Source organism: Thalassobacillus hwangdonensis, from assembly GCF_042675915.1.
In the GTDB taxonomy this organism is placed as follows: Bacteria; Bacillota; Bacilli; order Bacillales; family Halobacillaceae; genus Thalassobacillus_A; species Thalassobacillus_A hwangdonensis.
Genome location: NZ_JBHTKL010000006.1, coordinates 54,770 through 71,765, shown reverse-complemented (window position 1 = coordinate 71,765; position 16,996 = coordinate 54,770). Strand labels below are relative to the sequence as shown.

The following is a 16,996-nucleotide window of genomic DNA, read 5'->3' as shown; positions in this document are numbered from 1 at the left end:
TCCTTCATAAACTGTAAAACAGACAAGTATGAAGGAGGAAGTAGATGAAAAGAGAGATTGATAAACTTTTTCTGCCTCCGGATACATCACTTCGGAAAACGCTGGAGATGATCGATGCAAGTGCAATGCAGATCGCTTTAGTCGTCAACGACAAAAAACAGCTGCTGGGAACGGTGACGGATGGGGACATCCGCAGGGGGATCATACAAGGCCACTCACTGGACCTTCCAGTAGAAAAAGTGATGAACCGAAATCCAATTACAGCATCCATCAAAGAGGATAAAACAAAATTATTGAAAATGATGGGTGAGAAGAGGATCCACCACATTCCGTTACTGGATGATGAACGTCGTGTAGTTGGAGTAGAGACGCTTCATGGAAGAATACAGAGAAAAGATAATATCGTGGTGCTGATGGCAGGAGGATTAGGAACACGACTGCGCCCACTCACGGATGATTGTCCCAAACCGATGCTGCCTGTCGGTGGGAAACCATTATTGGAGACGATGATAGAACGGCTGACAGATTTGGGCTATCACCGTTTCTACGTCATGGTGAATTACCTGTCCTCCCAGGTAATCGACTATTTCGGTGATGGAGCAGACAGAGGTATTTCCATCAACTATATTAAAGAGAACAAGCGGTTAGGTACTGCAGGGGCGCTCAGCCTGATTGAAGAAGCGATTCATTTACCGATCATCGTCATGAATGGGGACATTTTAACGAAAGTGGATTTCAATCAATTGGTTGATTTTCATACTGAAGGCGGCTCGGATGCCACCATGTGTGTACGCGGGTACGATTACCAAGTCCCTTATGGGGTAGTGGAAATCGAAGATGATCGACTCGTGCAGCTTCATGAAAAGCCGATCCAGCACTTCTTTGTAAGCGCTGGAATTTATGTGCTCAATCCCGAAGTCATTCGGAAAGTTCCTTATAACACCTTTTATGATATTACCGAGTTATTCGAAGGGATGATGGATCACGGACAGCACATCTCCGTCTTCCCGATCAGAGAATACTGGATGGACATCGGAAAAATCGAAGACTATCAAAAAGCGAATGAAGATTATAAGAAAATCTTCACAATTGAATGAGTGTATTAGGTGAGTCACCTCCTGCATACGTTAGTACTAATGAGCAGGAGGTGTTTTTGATGGCTTTGAAAGGGAAGAAGATTCTAGTGACGGGTGCTGATGGTTTCATAGGCTCACACCTGACCGAGCAACTGGTGAAGGCCGGTGCATCCGTGCGTGCATTTGTCTATTATAATTCGTTCAACTCATGGGGATGGCTAGACCAAAGCCCTGAACATATAAAAAAGGAAATCGATATCTTTGCCGGGGATATCCGAGACCCGAATGGAGTGCGTGATGCGGTGAAGGGGCAGGAGGTCGTGCTGCACTTAGCTTCGCTGATTGCTATTCCGTTTTCCTATCATTCGCCGGATACGTATGTCGATACGAATATCAAAGGGACGTTGAACGTCCTGCAGGCTGTCAGGGATTCAGGAGTGGAGAAGATGGTGCATACGTCGACAAGTGAGGTTTACGGGACTGCACAGTACGTTCCGATTGACGAGGCGCATCCGCTGGTTGGCCAATCACCCTATTCCGCTACGAAAATAGCGGCAGATCAGTTGGCTGTTTCATTTTATCGAAGTTTCGATACACCTGTAGGGATCATCCGTCCATTCAATACATATGGACCACGGCAATCTGCCCGTGCGGTCATTCCTACAATCATCATGCAGGTCCTTTCAGGCGTAAAGAAAATCAAACTGGGGTCGCTGCACCCGACAAGAGATTTCAATTATGTACTGGATACGGTGGCAGGATTCATGAAAGCTGCCGAGACGACCTCCGTAGACTGGTATGGAGAAGTGATCAATCTCGGCAGCAACTTCGAAGTTTCGATTGGTGATACTGCTCAACTGATTGCGGAAGCTGCTGGAACGACACTTGAGATCGAGGTGGAGGATGATCGACTCCGCCCGGAAAAGAGTGAAGTAGAAAGGCTGTGGGCAGAAAACGCAAAAGCGAAGCGGTTGTTGGATTGGGAACCGGCCTACGGTGGAAGGGCAGGATTCAAGAGAGGTCTGAAAGAAACGATCGACTGGTTTGCACGTCCTGAAAATCTGGCCGGGTACAAAGTGGATATCTATAATAAATGAAGGAGGAAAGTCCATGCAATTGGGAATCTTCGGGTCATCGGGGTTCGCAAGAGAGGTAGCAGATCTTGCATTTGAATCCGGCTTCAGGAATATCGTGTTCGTCGATTCCTCTGCATCATCTGCTGAGGCATGCGATTTTCCGATTGTAAGAGAATCGGAAATCGGTCGTCTCGTTAAACAGCGTTATAGATTCGTAATAGGGATCGGTGATAATCAGATCCGAAAAAGAATAAGTGGGGACTTTCCATCGTTGCCTTTTACATCGATCATCCATCCGCATGCGACCGTAAGTCATCGGATGAAAAAGCAGCTGGAAAAAACCAAGGGGACCCTTGTATTTCCTGGTGTAAGGATGACAAACAACATTACGATAGGCAATTTCTCCGTTATTTATTTGAATGCGACCGTAGCGCACGATTCGATTCTTGAAAACTATGTAATGGTTGCACCGGGTGCAACCATCTCAGGTAATGTTCACGTAAAGGAAGGGGCTTATATTGGAGCGAATGCCACTGTCCTGCAAGGAAAGTCACTGGAAAATAAGCTGACGATCGGTGCCTGGAGTACAGTAGGAGCTGGAGGCGTCGTGACAGGTACGGTTCCCTCTAGTGTGATTGTAAGAGGTGTACCTGCAAAAGAACATTAGAGGGAAACATGCAACCTGTAAGAGGTGGCTACAAACTGGATATCATCCAAAATGTCTTCATCAATATAAGGAACAATGAACAGCAGTTCTCGCTCCGGATCGAGTTCCCGTAAAGCGTGGAAAACGTGTAAGTCTTTGAATACAGCGGTGTCGGTGATTCGGAAATACGTATCCCCCAATACTCCAATCCGATAGTCCCCCGTCGGTGTCTGTAGATTCAATTCGGCAAATCCATATTTCTCATAGAATAGATCAGAAGCCAGCTTATTATGAAGATAATAGGAGGCTTTTTCTTTTTTCAGAAGCGGGTGGGAGGAGGTCATCCAGTGATTGGTAGATTCATAGCTGGCACCTAATCGTCTGTACCATTTCAAAGGACCTGTGTTCCAGTCGAATACATCAAGGGTGAGGGTGTGAGATGCATCCTCCCTTGCTTCATCAAATGTCTTCTGCTGAAGCAATTTGCCAATTCCATCCGCTCTATAACGATCTAGCAAATACAGATTGTTCCAGTGCGTAGCACCAGTTCCCTTTTTACAGTAATGCTCTGTGAATCCTGCAAAGTCATCTTCCACATATGCCCCGTAATATCGAAGAGGATTGCTGCTCTCGTTCTGTTTCAGAATCCCTGTTACATAATCGACGTAACCAGACAGGTGATAGATCGTTTTCGTATAGATCTCTTCCGGTACATTTTCCTGAAGGAGCTGTTGGACAACCGGCGCATCTTCCGGTCGTAATGGTTTAATGATCATCGTGCATTCCCTTCCTTTCCACATTCAAATCCTGGAGGGAAGGGAGGTTTGATTCCAATCCTCCATCTTGTTTGATTACGTTTAAACATGTTTTGAACAGAATTTTGCAATCGAGCCATAAACTCCAGTTCTCAACATATTCCACATCTTTCGCTAACCGTTCTTCCCAGTTCAGCTGCCTTCTGCCGGAAATTTGGGCAAGGCCGGTAATCCCTGGTTTTACAGAGAAACGTTTTCGTTCCTTTTCTGTAAAGTAAGGAAGATAGCTGATCAGCAAAGGACGAGGGCCAACCAGACTGATGTCTCCTTTAATGACGTTCCATAATTGAGGCAACTCATCCATGCTCGTTTTCCGAAGGAACTTACCGAAACTAGTGAGCCGTTCCTCGTCGGGTTTAAGCGTTCCATCTGCATCCATATCATTGGTCATTGTTCGGAACTTATAAATGTGAAAAATCTTTTCGTGCTTACCTGGGCGAAGCTGCTTGAAAATGACCGGCTTACCAATGGATAACCTTAGTATAATGGCGATGAATGTACACATTGGAATTCCAATGCATCCAATCAACAAAGCGAACACAATATCGAAACTTCGTTTTAGAAAGCGTTGATAAAGGCTCATGACAACTGATCCCCCTGAAATGTCGGAACAAGCTGTTTCATCAGCTGTTTTATTTCGTAGTCCAGGAATTGAACATCCTCTTCAAAAACTTTTCTTTCGAGCAGGAAGATATCCGTGTCGAATTGCTCCGAGGAATGCTGTGGCGGGTTGGCTTTGAAGATTAGCGGATGGCGTGTCGACGAAACTCCTTCTTCATCTGTGACCAATTCTTCGTATAATTTTTCACCTTTTCTTATTCCGGTAATTTTGATTTGTATATCCTTATGTGGTCTTAACCCGGATAGTTCAATCACTCTTTCAGCCAATTCATAAATTTTCATCGGTTTGCCCATATCCAGGATGAAAATCTCCCCACCCTCTGCAAGCACACAACTGTCGATGACCAGCAGGACAGCTTCCGGAATCGTCATGAAATAACGCACCATATCTTTGTGTGTTACTGTGACGGGGCCACCTTTTGCGATCTGGCTTTCGAATAACGGAACGACGCTTCCACGGCTTCCTAACACATTACCGAAACGGACCGCACTGTATTTTGTACTACTTCTTTCGTTGATGGACTGGATATACAGTTCCGCGACACGTTTGGTAGCCCCCATGATACTGGTAGGGCGGACGGCTTTGTCGGTAGAAATGAGGACGAAATTGCTTACATGATAGCGGTGGGCGGCATCCGCAACGTTTTTTGTGCCGAAGATATTGTTTTTGACAGCCTCCAGAGGATTTTCTTCCATTAGCGGTACATGTTTATGTGCAGCTGCGTGAAATACGATATCCGGCCGGTAGAAAGAAAAGATGGAATCGATCCTCTCACGGTCGCGGATATTAGCGATCAAAGTGTGGAGCACAAGTTCCGGATACCGTTCTTTCAATTGATTTTCAGTTGTATAGATACTGCCTTCCCCGCTGCCTACTAATACTAATTGTTTTGGCTGAAAGGAAGAAACCTGCTTGCAGAGTTCTGAACCAATCGAACCTCCTGCACCTGTGATTAGGACGGTTTTATTTTGCAGGAAGGTATTTGTGTCCTTCAGGTAGGTCTGCACAGAATCCCTTCCTAACAGATCTTCTGCTTTGACTTTTTTCAAGAACGATTCAGGATTACGGCCGTGTGCAATTTCTGTAAGCGAGGAAAAAGCACTTACTTCCACTCCCGGTAAGTTACACAGGTTGGTGATATCGGCTAATTCTTTCGGTGTTGCAGCAGGCATTGCAATGACAATCTGCTTTACCCCGTACTTTTTCACAGTTTTTTCTATTTCGGTTCTCCCACCGAAAATTGGGATGCCACGATGCTTCGTACCATGCTTGATTGAGTCATCGTCAATGAAACCAATCGGCTCCAATTTATGGATGACGCTTGAATGCATCAAATCGACGACTCTGGTTCCCATAGTTCCTGCACCGATGATAAGTACCTTCACCACTTCGTCAACTTTTGAAAAGTTAGCGATACTTGAAATGGAAGGTCGTTTTAAATAAAGATGCATCACACTGATCAATGCGACTGAGATCAGGTAGACAGATAGGAAGCTTGAAATTGTAATCATCAGTGGTGGATGAAATATGATGAAGGCATAGTAGAAAAGATAAGCTAATGTCATCAATGAAGCGCTTTGAAAGAGAATCTTACTGACGTCTTTCGGATAGGTGTTGAATGTATCCGTGAGATAAAGCAAGGTTGCAGCGAAGATGATGAACGGTTGGAGCCAAATCGTATGGGTCCAGCTGATTTCAATCATAGGCAGAATATGAAGTAGGATATAACTGAGTAAAACAGCTAGCAGGTATAAAAATAATTCTGCAATGATCAACAATTTCTTTTGGAGTTTTTTGAACATTTTTGTTCCCCCCATACTGCTAAGAGATTCATACGGGAATTTTCATTCTACCCGTCTACCTAGTGTATGCGGGGGGTAATTAGTCGTATAGTACAACCGACTATTCGAATAGAAGATTACTACAATTAGAAAAGGTACCCCCCCCATGAGGGAGGTACCTGAATAGAGTGTTCCGTTTAATTCGATTCGTCTTCTGCATCAGTAAACAGTGTGACCTTCGCTTTTCCACCTTTTTTACGGTAGAAGCGCTCAATATAGTCATCTGTCACCGCCCGGATATCCTTATGCAGATAAAGGACCGGAATGATGTTGAGTATTAGCACAAATGCGAGCAGCAAATCCAGGAACTGCCATACAAACTGCAGTCCGCCGATCGCTCCGACAAAAATGGCCGCAATGTAGACGATTCGCATGATTTTCGCTACTTTAAGGTTGAACAAGTATTCTGCCTGCTTCTCCCCGTAAAAGATCAGTACGCCGATTGTTGTCAGTACAAAGAATAGAAGGAAGAGAGCGATGAAGCCTCCCCCAATCGTATCGCCAAACAGGGTAGCGAAAGCGACGTTGATCATATTGGAAGCATTGTCGATGCCGACTTCCTTCCATGCACCAGTGACCAGCACCGTAATCCCGGTAACCGAACAGATGATAATCGTATCGACGAACACACTGAAGATTCCCCACATCGCCTGCTTACTCGGGTGATCGGTTTGTGCTGCAGCGTGCGCAATCGGGCCTGTTCCAAGTCCTGCTTCATTGGAATAAAGACCACGAGCAATCCCCCAACGAAGCGCATCAGCGATGGCCGCCCCTGCAAATCCACCAGCAGCAGAAATCGGTGTGAACGCATGAGTGAAAATCAGACCGAACACATTCGGAAGCTCCGTCATGTTCATGAAAATGATGGTAAGACAGATACCGATATAGGTGAGCACCATGAACGGTACGAATTTATCTGTAATTTTTGCAATCCGCTCAATTCCACCGAAGACAATCAATCCGACGAGCACACACATGATCAATCCAGTAATGGTCGTTGGCCAGCCGAAGGCACCTTCCACCTGGGTGGTAATCGAGTTTGACTGAACCATTGCACTTGGAATTGCCTCGATCATAAGGAAAAACGCAAATGCACCGGCCCATGTTTTCCACCCCAGCGCTTTCCTTATGTAGTACTGGGGACCACCGACCCAAATTCCTTTTTCGTTTTTCTCACGGTATTTCAAGCCGAGTAAAATTTCAGAGTACTTGGTTGCCATCCCGATCAATGCGACAAGCCACATCCAGAACAATGCACCAGGTCCACCTAGTGCAATTGCGACGGGCACCCCGACAATGTTCGTAGCACCTGCAGTCGATGCAAGTGCTGAAGTGAACGCCTGGAATGGCGTAATCGTCCCATCCTGTTCTGTCTTTTTGAATACTTTTCCGATCGTTTGACCTAGCACATGACCGAAGAATCGGAACTGGAAGAATCTGAGGCGAAAGGTAAGGAAGATTCCGCCGGCAATCAGAATGATGGATAATAAATACGTCCATAAAAAGTCGGATACCGTACCGACACCACTTTCAATCATTGATATGAAGCTTTCCATGAGTAGGACACCTGCCTGTTTGATTATTAACCGTAAGCCTAGAAGGTTTACATATAAATACCCACTTTTTAACAAATGAAACAGTCGAATCCATAAATGGGTATGATTCACCAATTGTCTTACCGTTTTAGTGTTAGGGCATCGAAAAAAGGGAAAAGATTGAAATAGGTTAAGATTAAAGGAGCGGATCTTTTTGGCTGAATTGAGCAACCAATATTTAGAAGAAGTTGTAAAAGCATGCAGACCCTATTCATCAGGGGGGAGCGTTGTCGATTATATTCCTGGTCTCGACCAGTCCCACAGCACCGACTTAGGCGTCACCATCGTAACGATGGACGGAGAGGTGTACGGCGCCGGGGAAAAGACCAATGCTTTCCCACTGCAGAGCGTGTCAAAAATCATCACACTGATGCTCGCATTGGAGGATTTCGGCAAGGAGACTGTTTTTCAAAAGGTCGATATGGAGCCGACGGATGACGCATTCAATGCAATCAGGAATCTTGAAGAAGATGAAAAGCAATTGCCTCACAATCCTATGATCAATTCTGGTGCCATTGCAGTGGCTAGCTTGATCAAAGGAAATGATGTGGAAGAAAAGTTCGGGCGTCTGCTGGACTTTGTCTATAAAATCACATGCAATGACCAAATAGAAATGGATGAAGAAGTTTATCAGGCAGAGCAGAAAAATGGAGCAAGGAACCGCGCACTCGCTTATTTCATGGAAAGTCTCGGCATCATTTCCACCGATGAACTCGAGGATGCGTTGGATCTGTATTTCCGCCTCAACTCCATCAAAACGAACTCCCTGGATCTTGCAAAAATCGGCTGCTTCCTTGCCAATCACGGGAAATCGATTGAGGATGATTCCTATGTCATCGATCCAAGCCATGTACGGACCGTAAAAGCGATCATGCTTACTTCCGGAATGTACAATGAATCAGGCACATATGCGGTGGAAGTAGGGTTCCCTGCAAAAAGCGGCGTAGCAGGTACTATTGTCGGAACGGTTCCCGGAAAGATGGGGATTGGTATCTATGGTCCTGCCATCAATAAGAAAGGAAACAGTGTAGCAGGTGGACGTGTACTTCGGACACTTTCTCGCGAGCTTTGCCTCAATCTTTTCCATGGCTGAAGGTGATACGATGGAACGATACGTCCACCTTTGATAAAATGACCAGTAGGAAAGCTAACAGGGGAGGGAAATCATTGTGAAAATCGTTTCAATTGAACCGACACCAAGTCCGAACTCGATGAAAATAAACTTGAGCGAAGCATTGCCTGGTGGGGAAACCAACAATTATCAACCAGGAGATGACTTGACTGGAGCCCCAGCCTTCATTCAGGAACTTATGAAGATTGAAGGGGTCAAAAGCATGTATCATGTCATGGACTTCATTGCTTTGGGTCGTAATCCCCGTCATAAATGGGAAGAAATACTGCCAGAAGTACGGAATGTACTAGGAACGGATGAACATGAAGACACGACCGATGCTTCTGAAACACCCGAAGCAGAGGATGCCTTCGGTGAAGTGAAGGTGTACATTCAAATGTTCCGTGGAATTCCGATGCAAATTAAGCTTGATGATGGAAACGAGGAAAAGCGTGTAGGTCTTCCGGAGATGTTCATGGAAGCAGCGATGAAAGCATCACCCGCATCTGACAATATGGTGATGGAGCGGCAGTGGGTAGAACAGGATGCCCGCTATGGTAACATGGAAGACATAGGTGCAGAGGTGCACGAAGAAATCGAGGCTACCTATGATGCAGACCGTTTGGACAACCTTGTTAAGCAAGCATTTGAGGGAGATACAACAGATAAGAACGAACCACAGGAGCGCAAGTCCATTTCTATGGAAACTTTGGATGACCCGGATTGGAAAGTGCGTTATGCCGCGCTTGACCGCATGAACCCTGCCTTTGAGGATTTACCGATTCTTGAAAAAGCGCTGGACGATGAAAAAGGATCGATTCGAAGGCTTGCGACTGCATACTTGGGTATGATTGAAGAGCCGGAGGTACTCCCTTATCTTTATCGTGCGCTGAATGACAAATCCATCACGGTCAGAAGGACTGCAGGAGACTGTATTTCCGACCTTGGTTTCAAAGAAGCGATGCCTGAAATGATCGAGTCGCTTTCTGATTCGAATAAACTGGTACGTTGGAGAGCTGCGATGTTCCTATATGAAATCGGTGATGAAACTGCTATTCCGGCTCTGAAAAAAGCCATTGATGATCCGGAATTTGAAGTTCGGATGCAGGCGAAAATGGCGCTGCAGCGGATTGAAGGCGGGGAAGCTGCAAAAGGTTCGGTTTGGCACCAGATGACACAGGCACGTAAACAAGATTAAGTATATTCAGGAGGAATCAGAGATGAATGCATATGAAGAATATATGAAACAAATGGCGCAGCCGATGCGCGATGAACTGACAAATGCAGGTTTTCAGGAATTGACCAATCCAGATGAGGTGGCTGAGTTCGTAACATCCACCAAAGGAACGACACTTGTTGTCGTCAATTCCGTATGTGGGTGTGCTGCCGGCCTTGCACGTCCTGCTGCAAGAGAATCCTTGGACAACGACAAAAAACCGGACCATCTGGTAACCGTTTTTGCTGGTCAGGACAGAGAAGCTACAGCTACGATGCGAGAATATTTTGAAGGATATCCACCATCTTCTCCTTCAATGGCACTAATGCAAGATGGACAAGTCCTCCACTTCATTCCACGCGAAGAAATTGAAGGATTTGAAGTAGAGGACATCGTAAACAACCTTAAATCCGCTTACGATAAATATTGTTAAGTACTAGAGAAGTAGGGCGAAACGGTACAGTTGAATATCCTAAAGAAGAACATGGTGGAGCGTAGGCAAGTTACGAAGACTCCTGCGGGAACAGCACGAGTTCGAAGGCCCCGCAGAAAAGCGTTCTTTGCTTTTCGAGGAGACTGAGGCCGTGCCCGCGGAAAGCGAAGTAAGTTGACGAAGCGATGACTACCGACAAAAGACCCGTAGAAATTCAAATGAATTTTACGGGTCTTTCCTATTTACAGCTCCTTTTAGTCTGGCTAAAGGTACTTTAACGGTTTATTTTAATGACCAGACCTTCCAGTTGTTCGACTGTTTCCATGTCAAGGTTGTAGTCGGAGAGGGATACTTCCACCTGTAAAAATCCCTGGGTATGAGGCTTCTTCGGCTTTTTTTCTCCATCCCTGCATAAGAGCTGATCCACATCCACTCGGAGGGAATGGGCAATCTTCTCGATGATATCGATGCTGGGATTCTTATGGACATCCCGTTCAAGGCAGCTGATATAAGATTTGGAAATGCCGGTCATCGAGCTCAATTTTGATATAGACAACCCTCGTTCATTTCTGATCTGCTTCAACGTTGATCCATTCATCGCTCTTCTCCCTTAGTAACGTTTTAGTTGAACCCATTTTGTACGAAATAGATGACCAGTGGCCCTAACAGGATGATGAACAAGGCGGGGAATATGAAGAATACCATCGGAAACAGCATTTTTACTGGTGCTTTCATTGCCTTCTCTTTTGCGAGTTGTTTTTGTTGTTCTCGAACGCGGACAGTGATGGTACGCAATGCTTTTCCCATCCCGATGCCTAATTGGTCGGCCTGGATCAGCGATGTCATGATTCCTTGAAAATCAGGAGCAGGTATCCGGTTTTTTAGGTTGCTGAATGCTTCACGACGGGATTTACCTAATTTCATTTCCTCTAGTGCTTTAAGGAATTCTTCAGAAAGAGGACCTTTGATTTGCTGGCATGCCTTTTGGAGGGAGGCATCCAGCCCCATTCCTGCTTCGAGTGATAAGGTAATCATGTCGAAAAAGTCTGCCATTGTTTTTTGTACTTGAACGATCCGTTTACTCTTTTTGACACTTAAAGTAAAGTTCATGTAGTAATACCCCAGGCCGCCTAACGCGCTGGACAGCATGACCAAGCTAAAGGTGCTGGAAGCCTGTTGGCTAAGGAAGAGAAGAGAAAATAAAAACAGCGAGCTGCTGATTGCGAGTTGAATCAAACGGTAATCCACTGCGTTCCAACGGTGGGACATCCCTGCATCTCTCAACTTTTTATCTAGTTCAGCTTTTGCTTCCTTTGAAAGGAGATGGCCGACCAGCTTTTTAGGTTTATGGAAGATTGTACTGCGGTTCTTTGCAGATGCTTTTTTGTTTGGTGCCTTATGCTTTATGCTTGGTTCAACAGCGTACACATTCAAGCGACGTTCGAGTGCAATCGCCCGTTGGAATACTAGTTGTAGGACGGCTTGTGAAGCCAACATGATGGAAAGCACCATGAACAGCAAAAATAATACGATGACCATCACCTACACCTCGATCCTTGCTATTTTACTTAACATGAACCAGCCTAAGATGATCCCGATACATCCCATTGCTAACATGACGATGCCCAAAGGATGATCGACAAGCTGATTGAAATAGGAGGGGTTCACCAATTTCAAGTAAATGGCCAGTACGATTGGTAACCCTGTAATGATCCAGGTCGACATTTTACCTTGAGCCGTCAACGCACGGATTTCATCTTTCAATTGGATGCGTCCACTGATCGTCTGCTGTACCGTTTCCAGCAATACAGCAAGGTTTCCGCCACTGGATCGTTGAATCAGCATCGCTTGGATCGTAATCTCTAGCTCTTTATCAGGCAGTCGCTCTAGTAATCTTGTGAAGGCGTCTTCCATGGACCTGCCATATTGGATGTCTTTTAATGTTTTCTCGAATTCCGTACCGATTGGATCAGGATAGTCGTCAGCTATCAATTTCATAGCCTGCATGAAGCTGAAACCTGCTCGCATCGAATTGGACATCGTTCCTAATGCATCTGCCAGTTGTTGAGAGCATCTGGCCAGCCGTTTCTCTATTTTTCTTTTCAAATAGAAAACGGGAAGATAGTAACCGATGAGTGCGAATGGAATACACAGAAGGGGATGGACCCCATAATTGAAAGCGAGTAGGAACAATGCAAGGCAGGTGAGTAGACGAAATAAGAAAAATTCTCCGGCTGATAATGGTGATTTTGCCTGTTTCAGCGATGTATTCCAGCTCAGGATGAACCGAATACCATTGAATTGATCTCCGAGCTTTTTGATGAAGGAAATCGATCCATTTGTCCTTTTCTTTGGCGCTTTCTGTTTTTTGACTTTTACTACATACGGATCGATCCGCTTCTTCATCACTCGTTTTTTCATAATGACCCTGCTGATAAGAAAGAAGAGAAGCGTGGCGATCAAGCAGCTAGTCGAGAGTAAAATCACATCGCTTATCATCATGTTTACCATTCCTCGCTAAACCAATTTGAAGGGATGTCGTGTCCATTCATCTGCAAAACTTCTGCGCATTTCGGACGAAGACCACTAGTAGTGAAGCTTCCAGCAATTTTCCCGTCAGAAGTCATTCCAGTTTCTTTGAATCGGTAGATATCCTGCAGAACAATCATATCTCCTTCAAGACCGAGCACCTCAGTGATGTGGGTGATTTTCCGGGTACCATCCTTCAATCTCTCCTGATGGATGATCAAATCCAATGCCCCGGCAATTTGTTCTCTGATCGCTCTTACAGGGAGGTCGATCCCAGCCATAAGAATCATCGTTTCAAGACGTGCCAATAGGTCTCTTGGAGAATTCGCATGTCCAGTTCCAAGGCTTCCATTATGACCAGTATTCATCGCCTGGAGCATATCCAATGCTTCCGCGCTTCGAACCTCACCGATGATGATACGGTCCGGTCGCATACGTAATGCGTTTTTTACAAGATCCCTGATTGTAATTGCTCCTTTTCCTTCCATGTTCTCTGGTCGGGATTCAAGGGATACGACATGGGACTGAGGTAATTTCAGCTCTGCTGCATCCTCGATAGTCACGATCCGTTCTCCATGGTTGATAAAGGAGGAAAACACATTCAGCGTAGATGTCTTCCCGGACCCGGTCCCTCCACTGATGAAGATGTTCATTTTTGACTGCACACATGCTTCAATGAAACCCGCCATATCCTTGGTCAAGGTATTGAATCGAACCAGGTCCTTGATAGTGAACGGTTTATCGGAAAATTTCCGAATCGTCAGCGTCGGCCCGTTCAGCGCAAGGGGAGGGATGATGGCATTGACACGGGACCCGTCCGGCAGCCTAGCATCTACCATCGGGGAACTTTCATCGATTCTTCTTCCAAGCGGATGGACTATCTTTTCGATTACTTGGAGAATATGATCGTGATCTTTGAAAGTAACAGGTGTTTTCTCAAGTTTGCCTTCCCGTTCCACATAAACTTCGGACGGCCCGTTCACCATCACTTCTGAGACAGAGAAATCATTCAGGCAGGAAGTGATTGGTCCGTAACCGATCAATTCATCTTTTGCGCTTGCTATAATCCTTTTTTTATCCTCGAATGTAATGTTCGTTTGTCTTGAAGCGAAGAAGTTCTCGGACTTTTCCTCAATTAATTTATGAATATCTTCTTCTGATGAGTCCTTCATCTTATCGAATTCTTCTACCAGATAGTTATGAAGCTCACTTTCCAACCCACTCCCGGTATGCATTCTCGGGAGAAGAAGGGTGCTTGCTTTCTCATTTTTTTCTGGAAGAAGCTCTTCTTTACCGAGCCGTTTCAGCAGAGACATGTGGGTTACCTCCCGATTTTAAGCAGTTTTTTTGGCTTTTTTACGTCCAGCTCATCTGCAAATAAACGTTCTGCGATGGCGAAGATCGCTTTTGCAACTTTGGATTTTGGACTGCTGTACACGTATGGGTACCCTTCATTGACAGAAGGTACGACGACTTTTTCGAAATCAGGGACCTTTGCATACAATTCCTGGCCGAGCACACGCTCTGCAGTTTTAAAATCGATCCCCTTCTTATTGGAGTCTCTGTTCAACACTACTTTCACTTTTGATTTGAAGGAGAGGGAGTCCAACGTATCAAGAAACACTTTGCAGTTTTTCAAAGTTGGCAGGTCCAAGTAGGTCATGAGGAAGATATCGTCCGTATGTTCAAGGGCAGTCAAGATGATCTCTTCCATATAAGGTGCGGTGTCGATCATGACCACATCATAGTATGGCTGGACTTCCTCGATCAGTTTTTCGATGTGTGTGTTTGTAAAGGCTTCTGCAAACTCTGGTCTTTCCGGGGCAGCCAGGATATCGATTTCATCATTATAGCTTTGGATATAAGATTTGATTTCACTGGAAGAAGGGTGGCTTTCCTTCATCCATTCATAGATCGTCTTTTTTGGATGGCAGTCCATAAAAATGGAAACATCACCAAATTGCAAGTCTAAATCTATAATCAGTACCTTTTTCGATAATCTTGCGAATGCCGATGCCAGGTTGACAGTGAAGGTAGTCTTGCCGACGCCACCTTTTGTGCTGCAAACCGTAATGACTTTTGCTGTTTTCTGCGGAGCTGATTTCATTTTGAATTTCCCGTATTTCTGCTTTGAAATGCTGGCTTCAGCAATTTCCAAGGAATCAAAGAGCTCATCCTGCTTCAATGGCGATTTCAGCATGTCAAACGCGCCCGCCCGCATCACCTCTCTAAGTTCAAGGTCTGATTCCGAGTCGATAATCACGATGTAGAGAAACGGGAATTGAAGGGACAGATCTTCACAAGTTTCATAAATATCCTCTACTGCAGTTGAGGATAAAATAAGGATTCCTTTATCTGTACGTGTCATGATATCTTCAAGGTCTTCACATGCTTGCAGCCATTCAACTTTTTCGTTCTTTTTAGAGAACGTATGGTTAATCACGTGATAATCTTCAAACTCATTCAGGATACCGAACCATCTCATTTCGAAGTTCCTCCTTTAAAAAGATCTTTTTCATTCAAGTAGATCGCTTTATCGACGTCGTTATCTTTGTCACCTCTAAGTAGCAGATATAGTTCGTGATTTGTCGATAGACTTAAGGTTACGCCTTCGTCTGGAGTGACTTCAACGGTGACGAGGTGGGTGTGCTGTTCCTGTTCTGCAGTTTCATGACTTGCATGATTGACAGACAACACTTTGATATTCTGCAGCACAAGGGATCCCGCATTGGGCAACTTCTCTTCCGTACCGTCCAGCTTAGCGACCACGTCTACATACGATCCTTCATTGATGTAGCCGGCGACACCTTGGTGATCAGCAACGTGAATGGTCATCGCACGTTTTCCTTTACTGATTTCGAGTGATTGAGTGGAAGGAGTTTTCTCGTCATTATCGGCGGCATGTACGACACTTTCCGAAAGCTCCGCTTCATCGGTTGTGTCTGAAACCACTATTTCATCTTCTGTCGTTGATGATTCCGTTGGTTCATCAGCCTGATCGCTTGCCTCCGTCAATTCGAGGTTCGTATTAATATAGACATAGAGGATTCCCGTAGCCAATAAGCCGAACAGGAACGACCATATCCATAGTTTTTTCGTTTTCATTGGTTCACCTGCTTCACTTGAGTTTTATTGGACAAGCTTTATATCTTTTACAGGAAGCTCTCCATTCAAATCATAGACGGCGATGATTCTGCCGTTCACTTGCTGGTGGACTATCGGCGCTTCAATCCAGTAGGTGGCATAACCGACAATCGTGACTGGTCTGGATTTGCCATGAACATCTTCAAAGTTTCTGAGAATCGGCAGCGTGACGACACGGGCGCACTCTGCACCTGCTGTTCCATAATTGTTACAAGTTTGTTTGTCTGCATCCAAGTCAATTCGATGCTGGATGCCCTCTCTGACCTGTCCCCAACTTAATCCTGGATAAGTGTTCACCTCTGTGGGGAAAGAACCTTCTATTTTAATCCCTTTCTTCAATTGGTCTACGAATTTAACACCATTTCCAAAAGATAGATCAAGAAATCCGAAGTTCCCTCTGATCGGAGCATACCCGGACTTTCCACCTGGCGAACGATGGATACCGCAACTGTAGTCGGATTCAGAAGGGATTTCACTCTCAGGAATTCCGATTGGTATCAGATCTTCAAAGCCCCCTGAAACCTGAGCTTTTGCCATGGCTGCTACGTTACTCGACGAGATCCCCAGAACCTTTGCAAAGCTGAGGTTTTTGTTGACTACTTTGTTCACTTGAACAAAATCAGCACCTGTCTGGATGTCGGAGGGACTCAAGTCATGGCCGTTTTTCCTGGCGATGGAAATCGTCGTCTGGACTGCAGCAGTCCTGCCATTCTGGAGTTGCTGTGCGCCCGCCAGTGCTGCTGCATCGACGCTTTTCTGCAGCTTGCTTTTCTCTAAATAAAGTAGTCCACCATCAACGACAACTGCTATGAATCCAATGAGAAGCACCATCATCAGGGCTACAAGCAATGTCACTGCCCCGTCTTCATTCTTCAATGATTTCAGTTTCATA

17 protein-coding genes are annotated in these 16,996 nt (G+C 45.2%); 6 read left to right on the top strand and 11 right to left on the bottom strand.

Annotated features, from left to right (window positions below; translation table 11 throughout):
• The first annotated feature begins 44 nt into the window (after positions 1 to 44).
• The 3 genes from ACFQ2J_RS15800 to ACFQ2J_RS15790 are packed head-to-tail and all read left to right on the top strand — an operon-like array spanning position 45 to position 2,819.
• A complete protein-coding gene (locus ACFQ2J_RS15800; RefSeq protein ID WP_386062742.1) occupies positions 45 to 1,097 on the top strand; it encodes a nucleotidyltransferase family protein in 1,053 nt (350 codons plus the stop codon).
• A 59-nt stretch (positions 1,098 to 1,156) separates the two neighbouring features.
• Positions 1,157 to 2,173 carry an NAD-dependent 4,6-dehydratase LegB gene (locus ACFQ2J_RS15795; protein ID WP_386062740.1) on the top strand — a complete coding sequence of 339 codons (1,017 nt, stop codon included), beginning with the start codon at positions 1,157 to 1,159 and terminating at the stop codon, positions 2,171 to 2,173.
• A 13-nt stretch (positions 2,174 to 2,186) separates the two neighbouring features.
• Positions 2,187 to 2,819 carry a NeuD/PglB/VioB family sugar acetyltransferase gene (locus ACFQ2J_RS15790; protein WP_386062738.1) on the top strand — a complete coding sequence of 211 codons (633 nt, stop codon included), beginning with the start codon at positions 2,187 to 2,189 and terminating at the stop codon, positions 2,817 to 2,819.
• On the opposite strand, the gene ACFQ2J_RS15785 is transcribed toward ACFQ2J_RS15790, so the two are convergent.
• The 4 genes from ACFQ2J_RS15785 to ACFQ2J_RS15770 all read right to left on the bottom strand — a co-directional run bounded on the left by ACFQ2J_RS15785 (position 2,816) and on the right by ACFQ2J_RS15770 (position 7,632).
• Positions 2,816 to 3,574: a GNAT family N-acetyltransferase gene (locus tag ACFQ2J_RS15785; RefSeq protein WP_386062736.1), complete on the bottom strand. Its 759-nt coding sequence runs from the start codon at positions 3,572 to 3,574 to the stop codon at positions 2,816 to 2,818. The two genes, ACFQ2J_RS15790 and ACFQ2J_RS15785, sit on opposite strands and share 4 nt — an antisense overlap.
• The gene (locus ACFQ2J_RS15780; protein ID WP_386062734.1) at positions 3,564 to 4,196 is read right to left on the bottom strand and encodes a sugar transferase; all 633 of its coding nucleotides are present in this window, start codon (positions 4,194 to 4,196) and stop codon (positions 3,564 to 3,566) included. The genes ACFQ2J_RS15785 and ACFQ2J_RS15780 overlap by 11 nt, the downstream gene beginning before the upstream one ends.
• Positions 4,193 to 6,037, bottom strand: coding sequence for a polysaccharide biosynthesis protein (locus tag ACFQ2J_RS15775; RefSeq protein ID WP_386062732.1), 1,845 nt, complete (start codon positions 6,035 to 6,037; stop codon positions 4,193 to 4,195). Before ACFQ2J_RS15775 ends, ACFQ2J_RS15780 begins: the two co-directional genes overlap by 4 nt.
• Positions 6,038 to 6,213: 176 nt before the next feature.
• Positions 6,214 to 7,632, bottom strand: coding sequence for an alanine/glycine:cation symporter family protein (locus ACFQ2J_RS15770; RefSeq protein ID WP_386062729.1), 1,419 nt, complete (start codon positions 7,630 to 7,632; stop codon positions 6,214 to 6,216).
• 193 nt (positions 7,633 to 7,825) lie between these two features.
• Here ACFQ2J_RS15770 and glsA point away from each other — a divergent pair, with 193 nt between their 5' ends.
• The 3 genes from glsA to ACFQ2J_RS15755 all read left to right on the top strand — a co-directional run bounded on the left by glsA (position 7,826) and on the right by ACFQ2J_RS15755 (position 10,431).
• Positions 7,826 to 8,764 (top strand): glutaminase A, encoded by a 939-nt coding sequence (gene glsA / locus ACFQ2J_RS15765; RefSeq protein WP_386062726.1) that lies wholly within the window; start codon positions 7,826 to 7,828, stop codon positions 8,762 to 8,764.
• 76 nt (positions 8,765 to 8,840) lie between these two features.
• Complete coding sequence (locus ACFQ2J_RS15760; RefSeq protein WP_386062724.1) at positions 8,841 to 9,980, top strand: conserved virulence factor C family protein; 1,140 nt, start codon at positions 8,841 to 8,843, stop codon at positions 9,978 to 9,980.
• Positions 9,981 to 10,002: 22 nt separating this feature from the next.
• Positions 10,003 to 10,431, top strand: coding sequence for a BrxA/BrxB family bacilliredoxin (locus ACFQ2J_RS15755; protein ID WP_386062721.1), 429 nt, complete (start codon positions 10,003 to 10,005; stop codon positions 10,429 to 10,431).
• 274 nt (positions 10,432 to 10,705) lie between these two features.
• Here the strand turns inward: ACFQ2J_RS15755 and ACFQ2J_RS15750 are convergent, their stop codons facing one another.
• From ACFQ2J_RS15750 to ACFQ2J_RS15720, 7 genes are all read right to left on the bottom strand, one after another.
• Positions 10,706 to 11,029, bottom strand: coding sequence for a helix-turn-helix domain-containing protein (locus tag ACFQ2J_RS15750; RefSeq protein ID WP_386062718.1), 324 nt, complete (start codon positions 11,027 to 11,029; stop codon positions 10,706 to 10,708).
• A gap of 23 nt (positions 11,030 to 11,052) precedes the next feature.
• Positions 11,053 to 11,970, bottom strand: a complete 918-nt coding sequence (locus ACFQ2J_RS15745; protein ID WP_386062715.1) for a type II secretion system F family protein — start codon at positions 11,968 to 11,970, stop codon at positions 11,053 to 11,055.
• A 3-nt stretch (positions 11,971 to 11,973) separates the two neighbouring features.
• Positions 11,974 to 12,852 carry a type II secretion system F family protein gene (locus tag ACFQ2J_RS15740; RefSeq protein WP_386062712.1) on the bottom strand — a complete coding sequence of 293 codons (879 nt, stop codon included), beginning with the start codon at positions 12,850 to 12,852 and terminating at the stop codon, positions 11,974 to 11,976.
• A gap of 83 nt (positions 12,853 to 12,935) precedes the next feature.
• A complete protein-coding gene (locus ACFQ2J_RS15735) occupies positions 12,936 to 14,276 on the bottom strand; it encodes a CpaF family protein (RefSeq protein ID WP_386062709.1) in 1,341 nt (446 codons plus the stop codon).
• A gap of 5 nt (positions 14,277 to 14,281) precedes the next feature.
• Positions 14,282 to 15,445, bottom strand: a complete 1,164-nt coding sequence (locus ACFQ2J_RS15730) for an AAA family ATPase (RefSeq protein ID WP_386062707.1) — start codon at positions 15,443 to 15,445, stop codon at positions 14,282 to 14,284.
• Positions 15,442 to 16,065, bottom strand: coding sequence for a Flp pilus assembly protein CpaB (gene cpaB / locus ACFQ2J_RS15725; RefSeq protein WP_386062704.1), 624 nt, complete (start codon positions 16,063 to 16,065; stop codon positions 15,442 to 15,444). Before cpaB ends, ACFQ2J_RS15730 begins: the two co-directional genes overlap by 4 nt.
• 24 nt (positions 16,066 to 16,089) lie before the next feature.
• The gene (locus ACFQ2J_RS15720) at positions 16,090 to 16,995 is read right to left on the bottom strand and encodes a pilus assembly protein TadG-related protein (RefSeq protein WP_386062702.1); all 906 of its coding nucleotides are present in this window, start codon (positions 16,993 to 16,995) and stop codon (positions 16,090 to 16,092) included.
• Between the last annotated feature and the right edge of the window lies 1 nt (position 16,996).